The sequence below is a fragment of the Nocardia donostiensis genome (assembly GCF_002081715.1).
Taxonomy (GTDB): domain Bacteria; phylum Actinomycetota; class Actinomycetes; order Mycobacteriales; family Mycobacteriaceae; genus Nocardia; species Nocardia donostiensis.
The window spans coordinates 174,017-193,370 of sequence record NZ_MUKP01000006.1; the positions used below are offsets into that span (position 1 = coordinate 174,017).

Annotated in this window: 6 protein-coding genes and 1 pseudogene; 5 read left to right on the top strand and 2 right to left on the bottom strand. The window is 68.6% G+C overall.

Translation table 11 applies throughout. The features are described 5' to 3' along the window. Nucleotides 1-34: 34 nt before the first annotated feature. From B0T44_RS06400 to B0T44_RS06420, 5 genes are all read left to right on the top strand, one after another. Nucleotides 35-925 carry a 2-aminoethylphosphonate ABC transporter permease subunit gene (locus tag B0T44_RS06400; RefSeq protein WP_081511706.1) on the top strand — a complete coding sequence of 297 codons (891 nt, stop codon included), beginning with the start codon at nucleotides 35-37 and terminating at the stop codon, nucleotides 923-925. 2 nt (nucleotides 926-927) lie between these two features. Then, on the top strand, nucleotides 928-1,725 hold the full coding sequence (locus tag B0T44_RS06405) for an ABC transporter permease (protein ID WP_077115302.1): 798 nt from the start codon (nucleotides 928-930) through the stop codon (nucleotides 1,723-1,725). Nucleotides 1,726-2,084: 359 nt separating this feature from the next. Further along, nucleotides 2,085-2,516: a DoxX family protein gene (locus B0T44_RS06410; protein ID WP_077115301.1), complete on the top strand. Its 432-nt coding sequence runs from the start codon at nucleotides 2,085-2,087 to the stop codon at nucleotides 2,514-2,516. Between the two features lie 417 nt (nucleotides 2,517-2,933). Further along, entirely contained in the window at nucleotides 2,934-3,497 is a 564-nt protein-coding gene (locus tag B0T44_RS06415; protein WP_077115300.1) for a dihydrofolate reductase family protein, read from the top strand. Between the two features lie 205 nt (nucleotides 3,498-3,702). Continuing rightward, the gene (locus B0T44_RS06420; protein ID WP_077115299.1) at nucleotides 3,703-5,733 is read left to right on the top strand and encodes an NADPH-dependent 2,4-dienoyl-CoA reductase; all 2,031 of its coding nucleotides are present in this window, start codon (nucleotides 3,703-3,705) and stop codon (nucleotides 5,731-5,733) included. Nucleotides 5,734-5,826: 93 nt separating this feature from the next. Here the strand turns inward: B0T44_RS06420 and B0T44_RS27510 are convergent. Both B0T44_RS27510 and B0T44_RS06465 read right to left on the bottom strand, forming a co-directional pair. After that, nucleotides 5,827-16,722, bottom strand: a pseudogene (locus B0T44_RS27510) (type I polyketide synthase); the annotation flags it as partial. A gap of 37 nt (nucleotides 16,723-16,759) precedes the next feature. Continuing rightward, nucleotides 16,760-19,354, bottom strand: a 2,595-nt coding sequence (locus B0T44_RS06465) for a type I polyketide synthase (protein WP_139795316.1), incomplete at its 5' end; no start/stop codon positions are given.

Here is a 19,354-nt window from a genome sequence, read left to right on the forward strand (position 1 = left end):
CGGCGCACGCCGTCCCGACCCGACAGGTACCGGCATGAACGCGACCACCCTGCTCGACCCGACCGTCGACGATTCGCCCGCGATCGCCCCGCGCCGGTCCTGGCGGCCCGTGCTGTGGACGCTGCCGCCGCTGCTGATCGTCGTCGCCATCGCTGTCTACCCGATCACGCGCGTCCTCGCCGAATCGACCGTCACCCCCGACGGGCGCGGCACGGCGACCTGGGCGGAGGTGCTGGCCTCGGCGGCGTTCCGCGACGCGCTGTGGCGCACGATCGGCATCGCGGTCGCCTCCACCGCGGGCTGTCTGGTGCTCGGCACTTTCCTCGCCGTCGTGCTCGCGTTCGTCCCCTTCCCCGGCAGCCCGCTGGTGGGCAGGCTCATCGATACGGTGCTCACACTGCCGTCGTTCCTGGTGACGCTGGCGTTCACCTTCCTCTACGGCACGGCGGGCGCAGTGAACGCGTTGGTCTCCCAGCTCACCGGCCGCGACACCCCGCTGCTGGACTTCCTGACCACACCGCTGGGCGTGATCGCCGCCGAGATCACCTTCTTCACCCCCTTCGTGGTGCGGCCGCTGCTCGCAGCCTTCGCCCAGCTGCCCCGCGAACAGCTCGACGTCGCCGCCAGCCTGGGCGCCTCACCCTGGCGGACCCTGCGTCAGGTGGTGTTGCCGGAGGCCCGACCTGCCCTGGCCGCGGGCGGCAGCCTGGTGCTGCTGCTCACCCTCAACGAGTTCGGCATCGTGTTGTTCACCGGCGCCAAGGGCGTGCTGACGCTGCCCGCGCTCATCTACACCCGCGGCATCCTCGTCTTCGATCTGCCCGGCGCGGCCGTGCTCGCCTCGGTGCAGGTGGCGCTGTCGCTCACGCTGTACGCCGCATACCGGCTGATCTTCACACGCGCCACGGCACGGAAAGGACGGTAACCATGCTGGTGTGGACCCGATCGGGAAAGGCCGTGGTGCTCACGGTATTCGGGCTCGTGGTGGCGGTGGTGTTCGTCGCGCCGATCGCCACTGTCGTCGCGGCGGCCCTGGCGGGCAGCTGGACCGGACCGCTGCCGAGTGATCTCGGCTTCGCCAACTTCGGTACCGCGCTGTCCGGTGACGACGCGGCCAGCCTGTCGGTGAGCTTGCAGACCGCACTGCTCGCCGGTGCGTTCGCGCTGCTGCTCGGCACCTGGGCGGCGCTGGCCGCCAGAGAGGCTCCGCGCTGGTGCCGCACGCTCACCGATGCGGTGTTCCACCTGCCGGTCGCGGTGCCCTCGGTCGCCATCGGCCTCGGCGTGCTGATTGCCTTCAACGAACGACCCGTCCTGCTCGGCGGCAGCAAGTGGATCGTCATCCTGGCGCACTCGGTGCTCGTGCTGGCCTACGCGTTCAGCGCCGTCTCCGCCGCGCTGGACCGGCTCGATCCGGGGTACCGGCAGGCTGCGGAATCGCTGGGCGCGGGCCCCTTCCGCGTACTGACCCGGGTGACACTGCCGCTGCTGCTCCCCGCGCTCGGCGCGGCGGCCGGACTGTCCATCGCGCTGTCGATGGGCGAGCTGGGCGCGACCATTATGGTCTACCCGGCGACCTGGCGCACCCTGCCGGTCACCATCTTCGGCCGGACCGACCGCGGTGAGGTGTTCGACGCCGCCGCTGGCACCACACTGCTGGTGCTGGTCACGCTGGTCGCGCTGGTGTTGCTCGGCAGGCTGAAAGGCCGTGCGGCGCTGCGCTGATCGCGCGGGCCGCTGCACGGGCTCATCGACGAGGTTTCGGTGTGGTGACTGGAGCCCGGCGGCAGGTCCAGCTGATCTGGCCCTCTGTCCGCGGGCCACGGTTGTGAGAGTGTCGATGCACCGGAATGGGTGTAGGAGGAGACGATCTCACCATGGCACAACATCGGCCTACGACCCCGCAACAGCCACCGGTCCAGACCGAGCCCCAGGTGGTGCAGCTCTTGGGAATCCGGCACCATACCGGTACTGCAGTGGTTCCGGGATATCTTTACCGGCAGCGATGAGTTCTGCAACGGTGTGCCGTCCTATTGGTTGAACGCGCTACCAACCCGGCGCGACCGAGCAAAAGGAACCGAGAAATGACCACCACCACCGCCAATCTCCCCACCGACGTCACCAACCGTTCCGCCACGATCGGCAACCGCGTCCTGTGGACCCTGCAGATCCTGCTCGGCCTGTTCTTCCTCACCGCCTCCGGCGGACCGAAACTCGTGATACCACACACCTTGACCGACAACGCCCCCGAAAACCTGACCATCCCCTTCGGGCTGCTCATCTTCATCGGAATCGTAGAAGTCGCCGGCGGTATCGGGCTGATGGTGCCCCGACTGTGCGCCCTGGCCGCTGCGGGTCTGTCCGTGCTGACCGTGCTCGCCGCCGCAACACAGGCATTCATCGCCGACAAGCCCTCGATGGCCATCTTCCCCCTGGTACTCGCCGCGATCTTCGCCTGGATCGCCTACCAGCGCCGCGCCACCATCACCGACCTGCGCAACACACTTTCGCGATGACAAACCCCTAACCCCGACCGGCGACCGGTGACCCCCCACCGACCGCCGGGTCGTGCGTTTTTCCGGATCGACCGCGAGTCGGGTTGGCAGCAACCGATCCAGCAGCCACCTGGCCCACCACCACCCCGTCCCCAGGCCACGGCACCAGGTGGCCGCCATCGCCTCCGGGCCTGAAACAACCCACCGAGCCCACCCACCAGCCCCGCACCGATGGCTCGCATTATTGGTACTTTTCGCACCGATATTCCTCGCCCCCTGACCGCTCTGGGCTGCTACTGCATCTCTCGGGCCCGTCCAGGGTTCCAGTAATTGCCGAAATCCAATGAAGTTGCCGAAAAATCAACGGATCCGGCTCAACACCTGATGAGGTCCGATGAGCACCGATGAATTTCGAGCGCGTAAGAGGTCTACCCGGTCATGAGAAAACTGATCTACGGGCTCAGCGTGTCCCTGGACGGCTACATCAACGACCGCGACGGCAGCATCGACTGGACCGACCCGGACGAGGAACTGCACCAGTTCCACAACGACTGCTACCGCGAGATCGAGGTCTCGCTGCACGGCCGCCGACTGTACGAGCTGATGGCCGAGTACTGGCCGCACGTGCCCGAGAACGCGCCGCGCACCGAGCGCGAGTTCGGCAGGCTCTGGACGAGCAAGCCCAAGGTCGTCTTCTCCCGCACACTCACCGATGTCGGTTGGAACAGCACCCTGATCAGCGCGAACGCAGTCGAGGAGGTCCGTAGGCTCAAGGCCGAAGGCGACGGCGTCATGGATGTCGGCGGTGCGAGCCTGGCGGCCTCGCTGATACCACACGGGCTCATCGACGAATACCAGCTGTTCCTCTCGCCCGTGGTACTCGGCGGCGGCACACCGCTGTTCCCGTCACTGGACAAGCGCATCCGGCTCCGATTGGTCGAGACGAGGCACTTCAACACCGCGGTGATGCTGCGCTACCTCACCGACTCGGCGCAGCCATGATCCTGCCGGGCACCCTGCCCACGATCACCACCGCGTTTCCCGCAGGAACAGCGCGACCGCGGGATGGCGATCCGCATCGATTTCGCCGCCGCGGGCGCGAGATCATCTGCCGGCTCGCCGCCGGTCTACCACTAGAGGTCTCGAGTACATCGAATACATCAGCCCGTCCATTGCGGCAATATAGCCCCGTCAGTAGGTTCACTTCATGAGCTCCACGTTTCCGCATTTGCTGTCGCCGCTCCAGCTGGGTCATATCACGCTGCGCAATCGAGTGGTGATGGGTTCGATGCACACCGGTCTCGAAGACCGGCCCTGGCACACCGATCGACTGGCCGCCTTCTTCGCCGAACGCGCGCGCGGCGGCGTAGGTCTTATCGTCACCGGTGGTTACGCACCCAATCGTGAAGCGCTGATCTCACCGTTCTCGGCCTCGATGTTCACCGAGGCCGACGCCGCACGACATCGCGTCATCACCGGAGCCGTCCATGAGGCGGGCGGGAAGATCGCCATGCAGATCCTGCATACGGGACGCGATTCGAACACCCCGAACAATGTCGCACCGTCGGCGATCGCCTCGCCGTTCAGCGCCTTCGAGCCTCGGGAATTATCCGATGACGAAGTCGAATCGACCATCGAGGCCCATGTGCACTGCGCCCGGCTGGCGAAATCGGCCGGGTACGACGGTATCGAGCTGATCGGCGGCGAAGGATTCCTCATCAATCAATTCCTCGCCCCCCTGACCAACAAACGCAATGACCGATGGGGTAGCACGTCGGCGGATCGGCGCCGATTCCCGGTAGAGATCGTCACCCGGACCCGCGCCGCACTGGGCAACGAATTCCTGATCATGTTCCGCATGTCGCTGGCCGACTTCATGGAGGATGGACAGACCTTCGAGGAAATCATCGCCCTGGCCGTAGAGCTGGAAGCGGCGGGAGTGGATATCATCAACACCGATATCGGCTGGCACGAATCCCGGGTACCCACAATCGCCACCTCCGTGCCACGGGCGGCTTTTGCTGGATTCACCGCGAAAATCAAAAAGCATGTGAGTATTCCGGTGTGCGCGGCGAATCGGATCAATATGCCCGAAGTCGCCGAAGAGATCCTCGAGCGTGGTGATGCCGATCTGGTCGCGCTGGCGCGCCCGATGCTCGCCGACCCGGAGTGGGTGCGAAAAGCAGCCGAATCCAGGGTCGACGAGATCAACACCTGCATCGCCTGTAACCAGGCCTGCCTAGACCACACCTTCACGGGAAAGTTGGTGTCGTGCCTGGTGAATCCGCGCGCAGGCCGGGAGACCGTCCTGCAACTGCTGCCCACCCGGCAGACCAAGAAGGTGGCCGTGATCGGGGCCGGTCCGGCCGGGTTGTCGGCCGCGATCGGCTTGGCCGAACGAGGGCACCGGGTGGAGCTGTTCGAGGCGTCGGATCGAATCGGCGGTCAGTTCGACCTGGCCCGGCGTATTCCCGGCAAAGAGGAGTTCGACGAGTCGATCCGATACTTCCGGCGCAAACTGGAAGTCGTCGGTGTGTCATTGCGATTGAACACCGAGGTCACGGACGAGCAACTCGCCGAAGGCGACTGGGACGAGGTGGTGGTGGCCACCGGGGTACGTCCCCGCGTCCCCGATATCGCCGGTATCGACCACCCGATGGTGCTCTCCTACCCGGAGCTGATCCGCGGCGAACGCACCGCAGGCCGACGAGTGGCCGTGATCGGCGCGGGCGGAATCGGATTCGACGTCAGCGAACTCCTCACCGTGGCAAGCAGCAGCGCGCTCGACCTGGCCGAATGGCAGCGGGAATGGGGGGTCACCTACGACGAGCAGGCGCCGGGCCAGCTGACCACACGCACCTGGTCACCGGCGGTTCGCGATGTCACGCTGCTGAAGCGTGGATCCGGCCCGTTCGGAACCACGCTGGGCAAGACCACGGGATGGATCCACCGCACCGCGCTGGAGGCCAGGGGGGTCGAGCAGATCGCCGGGGTGAACTACGAGCTGATCGATGACAGGGGTCTGCACATCAGTTTCGGGCCGAACCACGAAGGCCTGCGCGTGCTCGAGGTCGACAATGTCGTGATCTGCGCCGGTCAGGAACCAGTGCGCGAGCTGGTGGATTCACTCAGCGCGCGTGGGCTGCGGTGGCATGTCATCGGTGGCGCCGACGAGGCCAAGGAGCTGGACGCCAAACGCGCGATCGAACAAGGCACTCACCTGGCGGCCGAGCTGTGAGCCCGGCGGTCGCAATGTGAGCAACCCGCTATGGGGGCGGACGACGATGTCCCGGCCGGCAACCTCGCCGACCGGGACATCGCGGCGGCTGAGCTATTCTCTCAGCTCCCGATCGAGCAACGCGAAGAGCTCATCCGCGCTGGCGTCCGCCACCACCGTGTGGGCGGGGGCCGCGGCCGGCTCCGGCTCGCTCGTCGCCTCGTCGAGCATCGCCCGGATCCTGGCGGCCAACCGCTGCTTGTCCTGCGCCGAGCCGATGGTGGTGAGCATCGAGCGCAACGCCGCGAGCTGTTCGTCGACCGCCGAGGTCACCGCGGTCTCCTCCCACCGCTGCCGTAGCAGTTTCGCTACCGCCGCGGCGGTCGGGTGATCGAATACCAAGGTGGCGGGCAACTTCATGCCGGACGCCTCGGACAACCGGTTGCGCAGTTCGACACCGCCCAGCGAATCGAATCCCAGGTTCTTGAACGGAGTATCCGGCTCGATGGCAGCCGCCGACGGGTAGCCAAGCACCGCCGCCGCCTGTTCCCGGACGAATTCGAGTACCAGCTCGTCCCGCTCGTCATCGGTGGCGGCAGCCAGCCGCCGGGCCAGTCCATCACCGGCCGAACCACCACTGGCCCGGCGTGGACGCGCGGGCACGAGACCGCTGAGCACCTCGGCCAGCAGCCCCGCCCGGGATTGCGCGGCCAGGGTGGACCGATCGAACCGGGCGCCCACCACCACCGGCTCACCGGCCAGCAGAGCAGCATCGAACAGCGTCGTCCCGATACCGTCCCCGAGCACCTCGATGCCCATCCGCTCCAACCGCGCCACGGCCGACCGGTCGAGCTCGCCGGTCATCCCGATGTCCGGAGTCCAGGGACCCCAAGCCACCGATACCGCGGGCAGACCCTCGGCACGCCGGACCCGAGCCAGCGCGTCGAGCACCGAGTTCGCCGCGGCGTAGTTGCCCTGCCCGGGTGAGCCCATCGCGGCAGCCAGCGACGAGAAGACGACGAAGGCCCGTAGGTCGTACCCGCGGGTGAGCTCGTCGAGGATCAGCGCCCCATCGACCTTCGGCGCCAGTACACGGTCGATCTGTTCGGTGGTCAGCGTTTCGATCGTGCCGTCGTCGAGCACACCCGCCGAGTGGATCACCCCCGTCAAAGGATGCGTGTGATCGATCGAATCCAGTACCGCCGCCATACCGGCGCGGTCGGTGACGTCGCAGGCGGCTACCCGCACCCGCGCACCCAGCCCGGACAACTCCGAGACCAGGTCCGCGACGCCCGCTGCCGCCGCACCACGACGAGATACCAGCAGCAGGTGTTCGACACCGTGCACGGTGACCAGATGCCGGGCCAGCACCGCCCCCAGGCCGGTGGTACCGCCGGTGATCAGCACCGTGCCGGTTCCGAACACCCCGCCCGGTACCGGTGCCGTGGCAGCGGCGGCGCCCTGGACCACCCGGGGTACGAAAATCCGCGATCCGCGCACCGCCAGATCGGTCCGGCCTGCCGCCAGCACGGTGTGTACCAGGTCGAGGCTCAGCTCGTCGTCGTAGTCCAGCAGGATGATCCGGCCCGGATGCTCGGATTGCGCGCTGCGGACCAGTCCCGCAGCCGCGGCGGCCGCCAGATCCACCGGCTCGCCGTCGACACCGGTCGCCCGCCGAGTGGCCACGACGAGACGGGCATCGTCGGGAAGATCCACGGCCAGCCAGGACCGTACCGTGCGCCACGCGGCATGCACCGCCGCCCGGACGATTCCGGCGCGTTCTGCGGCCGATCGCGGCCGCCCTGCGCGGGCGTTCGGATCATCGTCGACGAGCGGATCCGGTTCCGGCGACCACACCACCAGATCCGGAACCCGCTCGGTACCCGCCAGTTCGGCCGGTTCGGAGTAATGACGGTCGATACCGGGGATACGCACTGTACCCACGCTCGCGATCTCCCGTGCGTCCGGCGACGCCTGCGGCTGCGGAAGTTCCGACCCGACCCAGCGCAGATCCAGCACGGGTGCGGGCCGGGAAGCGCCGGCCACGGTCAGATCGGCCGCGTCGACGGGTCGGGAGGCGACGGCGTCGATGGTGAGCACCACCGCACCGGAGTCGTCGGCTACATCGATGCCGACCTGACCATCGCCGACGGCGACCGCGCGCACCCGCACCGCCTGCGCGCCGGGGCGCCACAGCCGCACACCGGTGAAGGTGAACGGCAACGGCAGCCGCCCGGGTGGCAGATCACCGAGCAGCCCGGTGATGGCCACGTGCAGACAGGCATCCAGGAGGGCGGGATGAGCACCGAAACCGGTCACCGAACCGACCGCGGCGTCGTCGAGCGAGACCTCGGCGAAGGTGTGCTCACCGCGGGTCCACAAGGCGGTCACGCCTTGGAAGGCAGGCCCGTAGTCGAAACCCGCCTCCGCCAGCCGGTCGTAGATCGACTCCTCCTTCGATGGCTGCGCCCCGGCGGGAGGCCAGCTCTGCTCGTTCCAGCTCGGCGCAGACTCATCACCGGTGGCCAAGACCCCGCGCGCGTGCGGTGTCCATGGGCTCTCCTGGGCGGTATCCCCGCCGGCGTGCAGACGGGAATAGATCGTGAACGCTCGACGGCCTTCATCGTCCGGCTGGCCGACACCGACCTGCACGTCGATATTGTCGCCTGCGGCGAGCAACAGCGGAGCCTCTAGCAGGAGTTCCTCGACGGCGTCCAGGTGCAGATGTGCGCCGACACTGCACGCCAGCTCCACGAACGCCGTCCCGGGCAGTAACACCGAACCGAAGACCGCGTGATCGGCGATCCACGGATGGGTCCGCAGCGAGAAGCGGCCGGTGAACAGCCATTCGTCCCGGCCCGCGAGCGGCAACCCGGTGGTGAGCAGTGGATGACCGAGCGAGCCTGTAGCCGGGTCCGCCCCCGGCGACAGCCAGTACCGGTGGTGCTGGAACGCATAGCCGGGCAGGGTTACCCGCTCAACCGGGTGCCCGGCGAACAGCTGGTGCAGGCGCACCGGTATTCCCGCCGTGTGCGCCCGACCCAGCGCGGCGACGAAGCCGGCTATCTCGTCTGTTGATCGCCGCGAGGACGCCACCACCGTGGATGCCGCCGCGATCTCCGGGCGCTCGGCCAGGCTTTCCTCGATCATCGCGGTCAGCGCGGCATCGGGACCGACTTCGACGAACCTGCGCACTCCCGACTCGATCAGCAGGTCCACACCGGGTGCGAACCGCACACAACTACGCACATGCCGCACCCAATAGCCCGGATCGCACACTTCTTCGGTGACCCGGGTGGCCGACACATTGGACACGATCGGGATCGACGGAGCCCGGTAGGTCAAGCTCTGGGCCACCGTGCGGAACTCATCCAGAATCGGTTCCATCACCACCGAATGCGACGCATGCGAAATCCGCAGCATGGTGTTCTGCACACCGTCAGCCGTCAGCCGCTGCTGTATCTGGCCGACCGCGTCGGCGAAACCGGAGAACACCACCGAACGGGGACCGTTCACCGTTCCCACCGAGACCCGAGCATCGTTGCCGTCCAGGTACTGGGCCGCCTCTGCCTCCGAGACGGCCGCCGCCAGCATCGCCCCACCCGAGGGCGCCGACCCCATCAACCGGCCCCGCGCCGCAACCAGCACGCACGCATCCGCCAGCGACCACACCCCGGCCACATACGCCGCCACCAGCTCGCCCAGCGAATGCCCCGCCAGCACATCGGGCTCCACACCGAACGACTCCAGCAGCCGGAACATCGCCACCTCGAAAGCGAACAATGCAGGCTGCATCCAATCCATCCGGTCCAGCAGACCGTCCGGATCGGTGAACATCACCGTGCGCAACGACCCGTCCAGATGCCGATCGAACTCCGCGCACACCTCTTCCAGCGCGGCGGCGAACACCGGGAACGCCCGCGCCAACTCGGCACCCATACCCACTCGTTGCGCACCACCACCGGTAAACAGGAAAGCGGTGGTGCCCGAGGTCACCTGGCCGTCGACAACAGCAGGCGACGGAGCGCCCGAGGCGAGCGCGGCCAACCCGGCCAGCAACCCCTCCCGATCACCACCGACCACGACACCGCGCCGATCGAACGAGGTCCGGGTGTCCAGTAACGACCGCCCCAGCGTCGCGGCATCCACCTCGGGATGCGCAGTCCACCATGCCCGTATCCGGTCCGCCTGAGCGCGTAGCGCGGGCACCGACTTCGCCGAGACGACCAGCGGCACCACCTCGGCGGCCGAGACCGGCTCGCCGTCGGCCGGGGTCGCCGGCTCGGGCGACGGCTGCGGCGCAGCCTCCAGGATCACGTGGGCGTTGGTTCCGCTGATACCGAACGAGGACACTCCCGCGCGACGGACAACGTCACCGGCCGACCACGGTTCGGACTCGGTGAGCACTCGCACCGCCCCAGCCGACCAATCGACATGGGGGGACAATTCCTCGGCGTGCAACGACTTCGGCAGCATCTCGTGTCGCAGCGCCTGCACCATTTTGATGACGCCACCGATGCCGGACGCGGCCTGGGTGTGGCCGATATTGGATTTGAGCGACCCCACCCGCAGCGGCTCCCGCGACCGGTCCTGCCCGTACACGGCCATCAGCGCGTGCGCCTCGATCGGGTCGCCCAGCGCCGTGCCCGTGCCATGGGCCTCCACCGCGTCCACATCATCGGGACGCAGGCCCGCATCGGCCAGCGCAGCGGTGATCACCCGCTCCTGCGACGGCCCGTTCGGTGCGGTCAAACCGTTGCTCGCCCCGTCCTGGTTGACGGCGCTGCCACGGACCACCGCCAGCACGTCGTGACCCAGCCGACGGGCATCCGACAACCGTTCCACCACCAGCACGGCGGCACCCTCACCCCAGGACACGCCATCGGCCGCGGCCGAGAACGGTTTGCACCGCCCGTCCCTGGCCAGGCCGCGCTGCCGGGAGAATTCCACGAACGGCAGCGGCGTGGCCATCACCGTGGCACCGCCGACCAGCGCCAGCGACGTCTCACCCTGCCGCAACGCCCGGCACGCCAGGTGCAGCGCCACCAGCGACGACGAACACGCCGTGTCCACCGTGAGGGCGGGCCCTTCCAAGCCCAACGTGTATGCCACCCGGCCGGACACCACGCTGCCCGCGCCACCGGTGCCGACGTAGCCTTCGGCATCCGCGCCTGCGTGCCGGGCGAGCACCTCGTAGTCCTGGTACATCACGCCGGTGTAGACGCTGGAATCAGAACCCCGCAACGAGGCCGGGTCGATCCCGGCGTGCTCGAGCGCCTCCCAGGACACCTCCAGCAGCAATCGCTGTTGCGGATCCATCGCCACCGCTTCCCGCGGTGCGATATCGAAGAATGTGGCGTCGAACCCGGCCACATCGTCGAGGAAGCCGCCCCTGCCCGAGTACGAGGTGCCCGGGTGGTCCGGGTCAGGATGGATCAGACCGTCCAGGTCCCAGCCCCGGTCGGCGGGGAACTCACCGATGGCGTCGGTGCCTGAGCTCACCAGATCCCACAGTTCGTCCGCCGAGGAAACCCCGCCCGGATACCGGCAGGCCATACCGACGATCGCGATCGGTTCGTCGGCCTTGGTACGGCGTTCGGTCCGGCGGGCTCGGGTGGTCCCACCCGCGAGCTGTGCGCGCAGGGATCGAGCGGTTGCCGTGGCGGTCGGGTAATCGAAAACCAGTGTCGAGGGCAGCCGCAGGCCGGTGGCCTTGCTCAGCCGGTTGCGGAACTCGACCGCACCGAGTGAATCGAAACCCAGGTCGCTGAAAGGCTTTTCGGGGTCGATCGACGCACCGGAGGGGTGCCCGAGCACCTCGGCCACCTGATCGCGGATGAAACCCACCAGGATTTCCTCATGCGTGTCCGGTGGGGCGGCGGCCAACCGACGGGCCAGGTCCGCACCATCGCCGCCCCTGCCCCCAACGCGGCGCGGTGGTGGCGTCGGGGCCAGTGTTCGTAGCAGGTCGGGTAGCACACCGGCACGGGACTGGATCGACAACGCCGGGATATCGAAGTCCACCGCGGCGAGGAACGCCGGCCCCCCGGCCAGGTCGAGCAACGCCACACCGTCGGCTTCGGCCAGCGGACGCAAACCCAGACGCGCAAACCGATCGACCGCCGCGGCGGCCAACTCGGCGGTCATGCCACTGTCCTGATTCCACGGCCCCCACGCCACGGAGACCGCGGGCATGCCTGCATGTGCCCGCCGGCGCGCCAAGGCGTCCAGTACCGAGTTCGCGGCCGCGTAATTGCCCTGGCCCGCGGATCCGAGCATCCCCGCGATCGACGAGAACATCACGAATGCGGCGAGGTCGGCGTCGGCGGTGAGCTCGTGCAGATGCAGGGCTCCGTCGACCTTCGGTGCGAGAACCCGATCGACCTGAGCTGGGGTGAGAGTGTCGATCGTGCCGTCGTCCAGGACACCGGCGGCGTGCACGACCCCGGTCAACGGGGGTCCGCCGGCGAGTGTGCCGAGCATGGCCCGTACCGCGTCGCGATCGGCGATATCGCAGGCCACCACCCTGGGCCGGGCACCGAGCCCGGTCAGTTCGGCGACAAGGTCGCCGACGCCCTCGCCACGATCACCGCGCCGGGACACCAGCACCAGATCGCGGACACCATGGTTCGTGGCCAGGTGCCGCGCCACCAGCGCCCCCAGACCACTGGTGCCACCGGTGATCAGCACCGCGCCGGTACCGAAGGTGAGCGCCGTGGCTTCGCCGGTGCCGAGCCGGGCCAGCCGGGGCACCAGCAGGGAGCCGGCCCGCACCGCCAGCTGCGACTCGCCGGTGTCGAGCACCGCCGAAACCAGATCACCGGTCACCTCGGCGGTATCGCTGTCCACGAGCACGATCCGGCCCGGGTTCTCCGACTGCGCGCTGCGCACCAAACCCCAGATCCCCGCAGCGGCCAGGTCCGGAGCCTCGCCGGGTAGCCCGGCCCCGTTGCGGGTCACGACGACCAGCCGGGACTCTTCTGCCACCTGTGCGGCCGGCTGATTCAGCCAGCCGCGTACGGTCGCCAGTGCCGTGTGCACTGCCCGGTGTATCGCATCGGTGGCCTCCGCGCCCGGTGATTCGGTCTGCGGGTCGGCGAACCACACCACGACGGTGGCGACGGAGCCGCTCGCCTCTGATGTCGCGGATTCGGCGGCCACGGACTGCGCCCAGGCGGTCATATCCGGCTGGGTGTCGTCGAAACCGGTCGCGCCCGGCCTGCCTACCGCGACGAGCCGTCGCTCACCCGCCGATCCGGGTTCCGGTGCATCCGCTGAAATCCAGCGGATGTCGTAGCGTGCGTCGCGGGCGGTGGAGACCGCGCTGGTCAACACTTCGCGGTCGACCGGCCGCACCAGCAGCGATTCGATCAGCGCCACCGGGTCACCGGTGCTGTCGCGGAGCTCGAGCCGGACGCTGCCGGAACCGTTGGCCTGGATCCGTGCCTGCACCGCCGCCGCACCCGGACGGTACAACCGCACCCCGTTGAACGAGAAGGGCAGCGGCACCTGATCGGTCCGCACCTCGGCGGCCAGGACATCGCCTGCCGCGTGCAGCGCCGCGTCCAGCAGTGCCGGATGCAGACCGAAACCGGGAGCGTCCGCGCTGACCGCAGCCGGTAACAGCACATCGGCCAGCACATCGTCCTCGGCCCGGGCGGTGCGGCGCACACCCTGAAACGCCGGCCCGTACTCGAACCCCTGGGTAAGCAATCGGTCGTAGAGCACCTCGGCCGCGGCCGCGTCGTCATCGGCCAGCGGGCCGTCGAACCGGCCGGTGGGCACTACGTCGACGGCCGCGCCGGGCGCGAAGACACCTCGGGCGTGCGTGGTCGCGCCGGCGCCCACGGTCGGGTCGTCCGCCGGCCGGGAGGCCACCAGGAACCGGCGTCGCCCGTCGGTGTCGGCCGCTTCCACGCTGATCTGGACATCGACCTCGCCGCGCTCGGTCAGCCGCAACGGCGCCTCGAGGACCAGTTCGTCGAGTACCTCCATGCCCAGCCGGGCACCGGCCGCCAGCGCCAGCTCCACGAAACCCGTCCCGGGCAGCAGCACCGAACCGAAGACCACGTGATCGGCGATCCACGCCTGCGACGTCACCGAAAGCCGGCCGGTGAACAGCCACTCGTCCCGGCCTGCGAGTGCGACGGCCGCGCCCAGCATGGGGTGGTCGATAGCCATCAGACCCGCTCGGCGCACGTCACCCGATCCGTTGGTGGGCGCCAGCCAATACCGCTGCCGCTGGAAGGCGTAGGTCGGCAACGGAACCCGGCGGGGCGAGCGGCCGGCGAACAACCGGTCCCAGTCCACCCGCAACCCCGCCGCATGCGCGCTACCGAGGAAGGTGATGAACTGCGCTGCCTCGTCGACACCACGCCGCCCGGCCGCGACCACCACTGAACGCGCCTCGACCTCGGGGGCGGCGGCGACACAGTCACGCGTCATCGCCGAGAGCACCGCATCCGGGCCGATTTCGACGAACCGGCGCACACCCGCACCGGTCGCGGCCTCGATCCCCGGAGCGAAACGCACACCCGCCCGTACCTGACGCACCCAGTACTGCGGGTCGGTCAACACCGACCCATCCACCACCGCACCGGTCACATCGGACACGATCGGGATCATCGGCGCCCGGTAGCTCACACCGGCTGCGATCGCGCCGAATTCGGCCAGCATCGGATCCATCCGGGCCGAATGGAAGGCATGGCTCACCCGCAACCGGGTGATCTTGGTGCCGCGCCCGCGTAGTTCATACTCGACTTCCCGCATCGCGTCCGCGTCACCGGAAAGCACCACGGAGGCAGGGCCGTTGACCGCCGCCACCGACAACCTGCCCGGGTATCCGGCCAGTAACTCGACCGCCTCGGCCTCGGTGATCGCGACGGCCAGCATCGCCCCGTCCGCAGGCAACGCACCCATCAGCCGGCCCCGCGCCGCGACCAGCGCGCACGCGTCGGACAAGGTCCACACACCCGCCACATACGCCGCGACCAGCTCACCGATGGAATGACCTACCAAGACGTCCGGGGAGAGCCCGAACGACTCGACCAACCGGTACAACGCCACCTCGAACGCGAACAACGCCGGCTGGGTGAACTCGGTGCGATCCAGCAGCTCGCCCGCATCGGCGGAGAACATCAGCTCACGCAGCGACCTGCCCAGCAATGGGTCGAAGACCGCGCACACCTCGTCCAGCGCAGCCGCGAACACCGGGAACCCGGCATACAACCCGGCACCCATACCCGCCCGCTGCGCACCCTGACCGGTGAACAAGAAGGCAGTGCCACCCGAACCCACCTGCCCGGACACCACACCCGTGCCCGGCGCACCCTCGGCAAGGGCAGCCAACCCCGCCACCAGTTCGGCGTGATCCCGGCCCACGACAGCCGCCCGCCACTCCAGCTGTGCCCGGGACGTGCACAGCGAATACGCAATATCCCAGACATCCCCGGCCGCGTCCGAACTCAGTCGATCACGCAACCGGTCGGCCTGGGCCCGCAACGCCGCCTCAGAACCGGCCGACACCAGCAACGGAACATACTCACTGCCGACCCGGCCCCCGATCTCCGCCGCAGGCTGGGCCGGCGGCGAAGCTGCATCGGCAGATCTGGAGACCGTCGTCTCATCGGGCTCCGGCGCCTCCTCCAGAACGACATGCGCGTTGGTGCCACTGACCCCGAACGAGGACACACCTGCCCGCCGTGGCCGCTGCCCCGCGCGCGGCCACGGCTCACTGCTCTCCAGCAGTCGCACCGTCCCGGCCGACCAATCCACCAGCGGGGTGGGTTCGTCCACATGCAGCGTCTTCGGCAGCATGCCGTGCCGCATGGCCTGCACCATCTTGATCACACCGCCGACTCCGGCTGCGGCCGAGGTGTGGCCGATATTGGACTTGAGCGAACCCAACCGCAACGGGGTCTGCACCGGCCGCACGCCATACACACCGATCAGCGCCCGCGCCTCGATCGGGTCACCGAGTTTCGTACCCGTCCCGTGTGCTTCGACCGCGTCGACGTCCGCGGGCCGCACACCGGCGTTGGCCAGCGCCTGACGGATAACCCCCTCCTGCGACAGACCGTTCGGCGCGGTCAACCCGTTGCTCGCGCCGTCCTGATTGATCGCGCTACCACGCACCACAGCCAGCACCGGGTGGCCGAGCCGCCGCGCGTCCGACAACCGCTCGAGCACCAGTACACCCAGCCCCTCGGCGAAACCGGTCCCCTCGGCCGCGGCCGCGAACGCCCTGCACCGGCCGTCGGGCGACAGCGCGCGCTGACGCGCGAACGCGATCAGCAACGACGGATCCGACATCACCGTGACCCCACCGGCCAGCGCCAGCGAGGTCTCGCCCTGCCGCAGCGCCTGGCAGGCCAGATGCAGGGCGACCAACGAGGACGAGCACGCGGTGTCCACCGAGATCGCCGGTCCCTTGAAACCGAGGGTGTAGGCGACCCGGCCCGACAGCACACTGCTGGACACACCCAGGTAGACGTGGCCCTCGGTCTCGGCCGTGATCTGCGCCGAACCCACGTGGGGCCCGTAGCCCTGGTGCGCGACGCCGGCGAACACACTGGTATCGCTGTCGCGCAGCGACATCGGGTCGATTCCCGCGTCCTCCAGCGCCTCCCACGACGCCTCGAGCATCAACCGTTGTTGCGGGTCCATCGCGGCGGCCTCCCGCGGGCTGATCCCGAAGAAGCCCGCGTCGAAACCGGCGACGTCGTCGACGAAACCACCCTGGCGCGTGTAAATCGTGCCCGGCACAGCCGGATCGGGATCGAACAGCCGATCCAGATCCCAGCCCCGGTCCGCCGGGTAGTCCCCGACCGCGTCCACCCCCTCGGCCACGACCCGCCACAGATCGTCAGGGGAGGCGACCCCACCCGGATACCGGCAGGCCATCCCGACAATCGCGATCGGTTCACGCGACCGGTCGGTGACCTCGCGCAGTTGCTGTTTGGTGTCGTAGAGCTCTTTGGCAGTCTTCTTGAGATACCGGCGAAGCTCGTCGTTGTCGGCCATCGGTGGGGCTCCTGATCGTGCCAGTTCAGCTGAGGTTGTCGATGAAATCGAAAAGCTCGCGATCATCCGCGTCGTCGAGCTTTTCGGCGTTTTCGGCCAGATCGGCCGCACCCTGGTCCTTGCCTTCAAGTTGCCGTTGCAGCACGGCCAGCAGGCTCGCGATCTCCGACCGTTGCGCCGGCGAGAGTTCGGCCGCTGTGCAGCGGCGCGCCAAGGAATCGAACTCCGTCGTGATCGCAGGCATCGGGTCGTTGTCGGGTGCGATTTCTCGGCGGAGGAAACCGGCCAAGGCCACCGGGGTGGGGTAGTCGAACATGGCGGTCGCGGCGAGCTGCACACCCGCCGATGCCTTGAGCCGGTTGCGGAACTCCATGATTCCCAGCGAATCGAAGCCGATATCGCTGAACTGTTTGTCCACGCTGATCTGCGCCGCGCTGAGGTAGCCGAGCACCGCCGCGGCCTGCGCCCGGATCACCTCCAGCAGCAGCTGCTCCTGCTCGGCCGGCGAGCGGCCTGCCAGCTGCCCGGCCAGTCCGGTCGGTGACTCGTCCACCGGCCCCGCCGCCCGCCGCCGCGTCGGGCGGGTCAGACCACGCATCACCGCCCGCAGTTCGACGGGCGACAGCTCGGCCAACGCGGCCCGATCCAGGTGGGCCGCCACGAAAACGGCCCGTCCGGCCGCGAGCGCAGCGTCGAACAGCGCCACACCGTCCGAATCCTCCAGTGGTAGCAGGCCCTCACGGCGCAGGCGCGCCAGATCGGCGTCCGACAGCGCGCTGGTCATGCCGCCGCCCTGTCGCCACGGACCCCACGCCAGCGAGGTGGCGGGTAATCCGCTGATCCGGCGGTGGTGCGCCAGACTGTCCAGGAAGACGTTCGCGGCGGCGTAGTTGGCCTGTCCCGCACTGCCTATGACACCGGCGATCGACGAATACAGGACGAACGCCGCGAGATCGAGATCCTTGGTGGCCTCGTGCAGGTTCCACGCGGCATCTGCTTTGGCCGCCAGCACCGCCCCGATCTGTTCCTCGGTCAGCTGCTCGAATACCCCATCGGCCAGCACACCCGCGGCGTGCACGACAGCGGTGAGAGGACGATCCGGGGGAATACTCGCCAGCACCGCGTCCACCGCCGCTCGATCGGCGGCATCACACGCCACCACCTCGACTTCCGCACCCGCGGCGACCAGTTCGTCCCGGAGTTCGACCGCGCCGGGAGCAGCCAGCCCGCGGCGACCGGCCAGCACCAACCGCCGCACGGCGTATGTCCGGACCAGGTGCCGGGCCAGCACCGCCCCCAGTGCACCGGTACCACCGGTGATGAGGACAGTCCCGTCGGTCCGCAACCGGGTGGGCACGATGAGCACGTTCTTACCGATGTGCTGGGCCTGGCTCAGGTGCCGGAAAGCATCGGGACCGTGGCGCACATCCCAGGCGGTGATCGGAGACGGCCCCAGTGTTTCGGCCTCGAAGAGCTGCACCAGGGTCGCCAGGATCTCCTGTAACCGGTCGGGATCGGCGTCCAGCAGGATGAAGCTCTGATACCGGACGCCTGGATGCTCGGCCGCCACCTCCGCCGGATCACGACGGTCGATCATGCCCATCTCGATGAACCGGCCGCCACGCGGCAACAGCCGCAACGACGCGTCCACGAAATCACCGGCCAGCGAATCCAGCACGATGTCCACCCCACGGCCGTCGGTGACCTCCAGGAACTTCTGCTCGAAGTCCAGCGTCCGTGAATCGCCGATCAGATCCTCGGGGAATCCGAGTTCGGCCAGCACTCCCCACTTCGGCGTACTGGCCGTGACCAGCGAGCGCAAGCCGAGATGCCGGGCAATCTGGATCGCCGCCATCCCGACCCCACCGGTCGCCGCGTGCAACAGCAACGTCTCGCCTGGCGCGGCCGCGGCCAGATCCACCAGCGCGTAGTAAGCGGTGGCGTACGCGATCGGCACCGAGGCCGCTCGAGCGAACGACCAGCCACGCGGTATCCGGGCGAGTAAACGCCGATCGGTCACGGTGACCGAACCCACGCCGGTGACGAACCCGAACACGCGGTCACCGGGAACGAATTCGGTGACGTCCGCGGCGACCTCGAGTACCACGCCTGCGCCTTCACCGCCTATCGCGGCGCTCGGGTCCGGATAGGTGCCGAGTGCGATCAGCACGTCGCGGAAGTTGAGACCGACCGCGCGCATACTCACCCGAACCTGGCCCGGAGCCAGTGGCGCCAACGCGTCGGGGTTATCGGCCAATGCGAAGTTGTCTCCGCTCAACGTGCCCGTCCCGCGCAGTCTCAGCGACCACGCGGACTGCGCGCCTGCCATGTCCACAACCAGTTCATCGCCGACCCGGCGCAGCCGTGGCGCATGGATCGCACCCCGCCGAATCGCCAGCTGCGGCTCCTGATGCGCCGACAGCGCCATCGCGATACCGCTGCGGCACTCGGCCCAGTCGTCGATATCGAGCAGCACCAGCTGATCCGGATACTCGCTCTGCACCGAGCGCGCCAGACCCCACACTGCCGACGACGACAGATCCACCGGCTCGCCCGGATGTACCGCGACCGCTCGTCGCGTCACCACCACGATCGGTACATCCTGAGCCAGCAGGCGCTT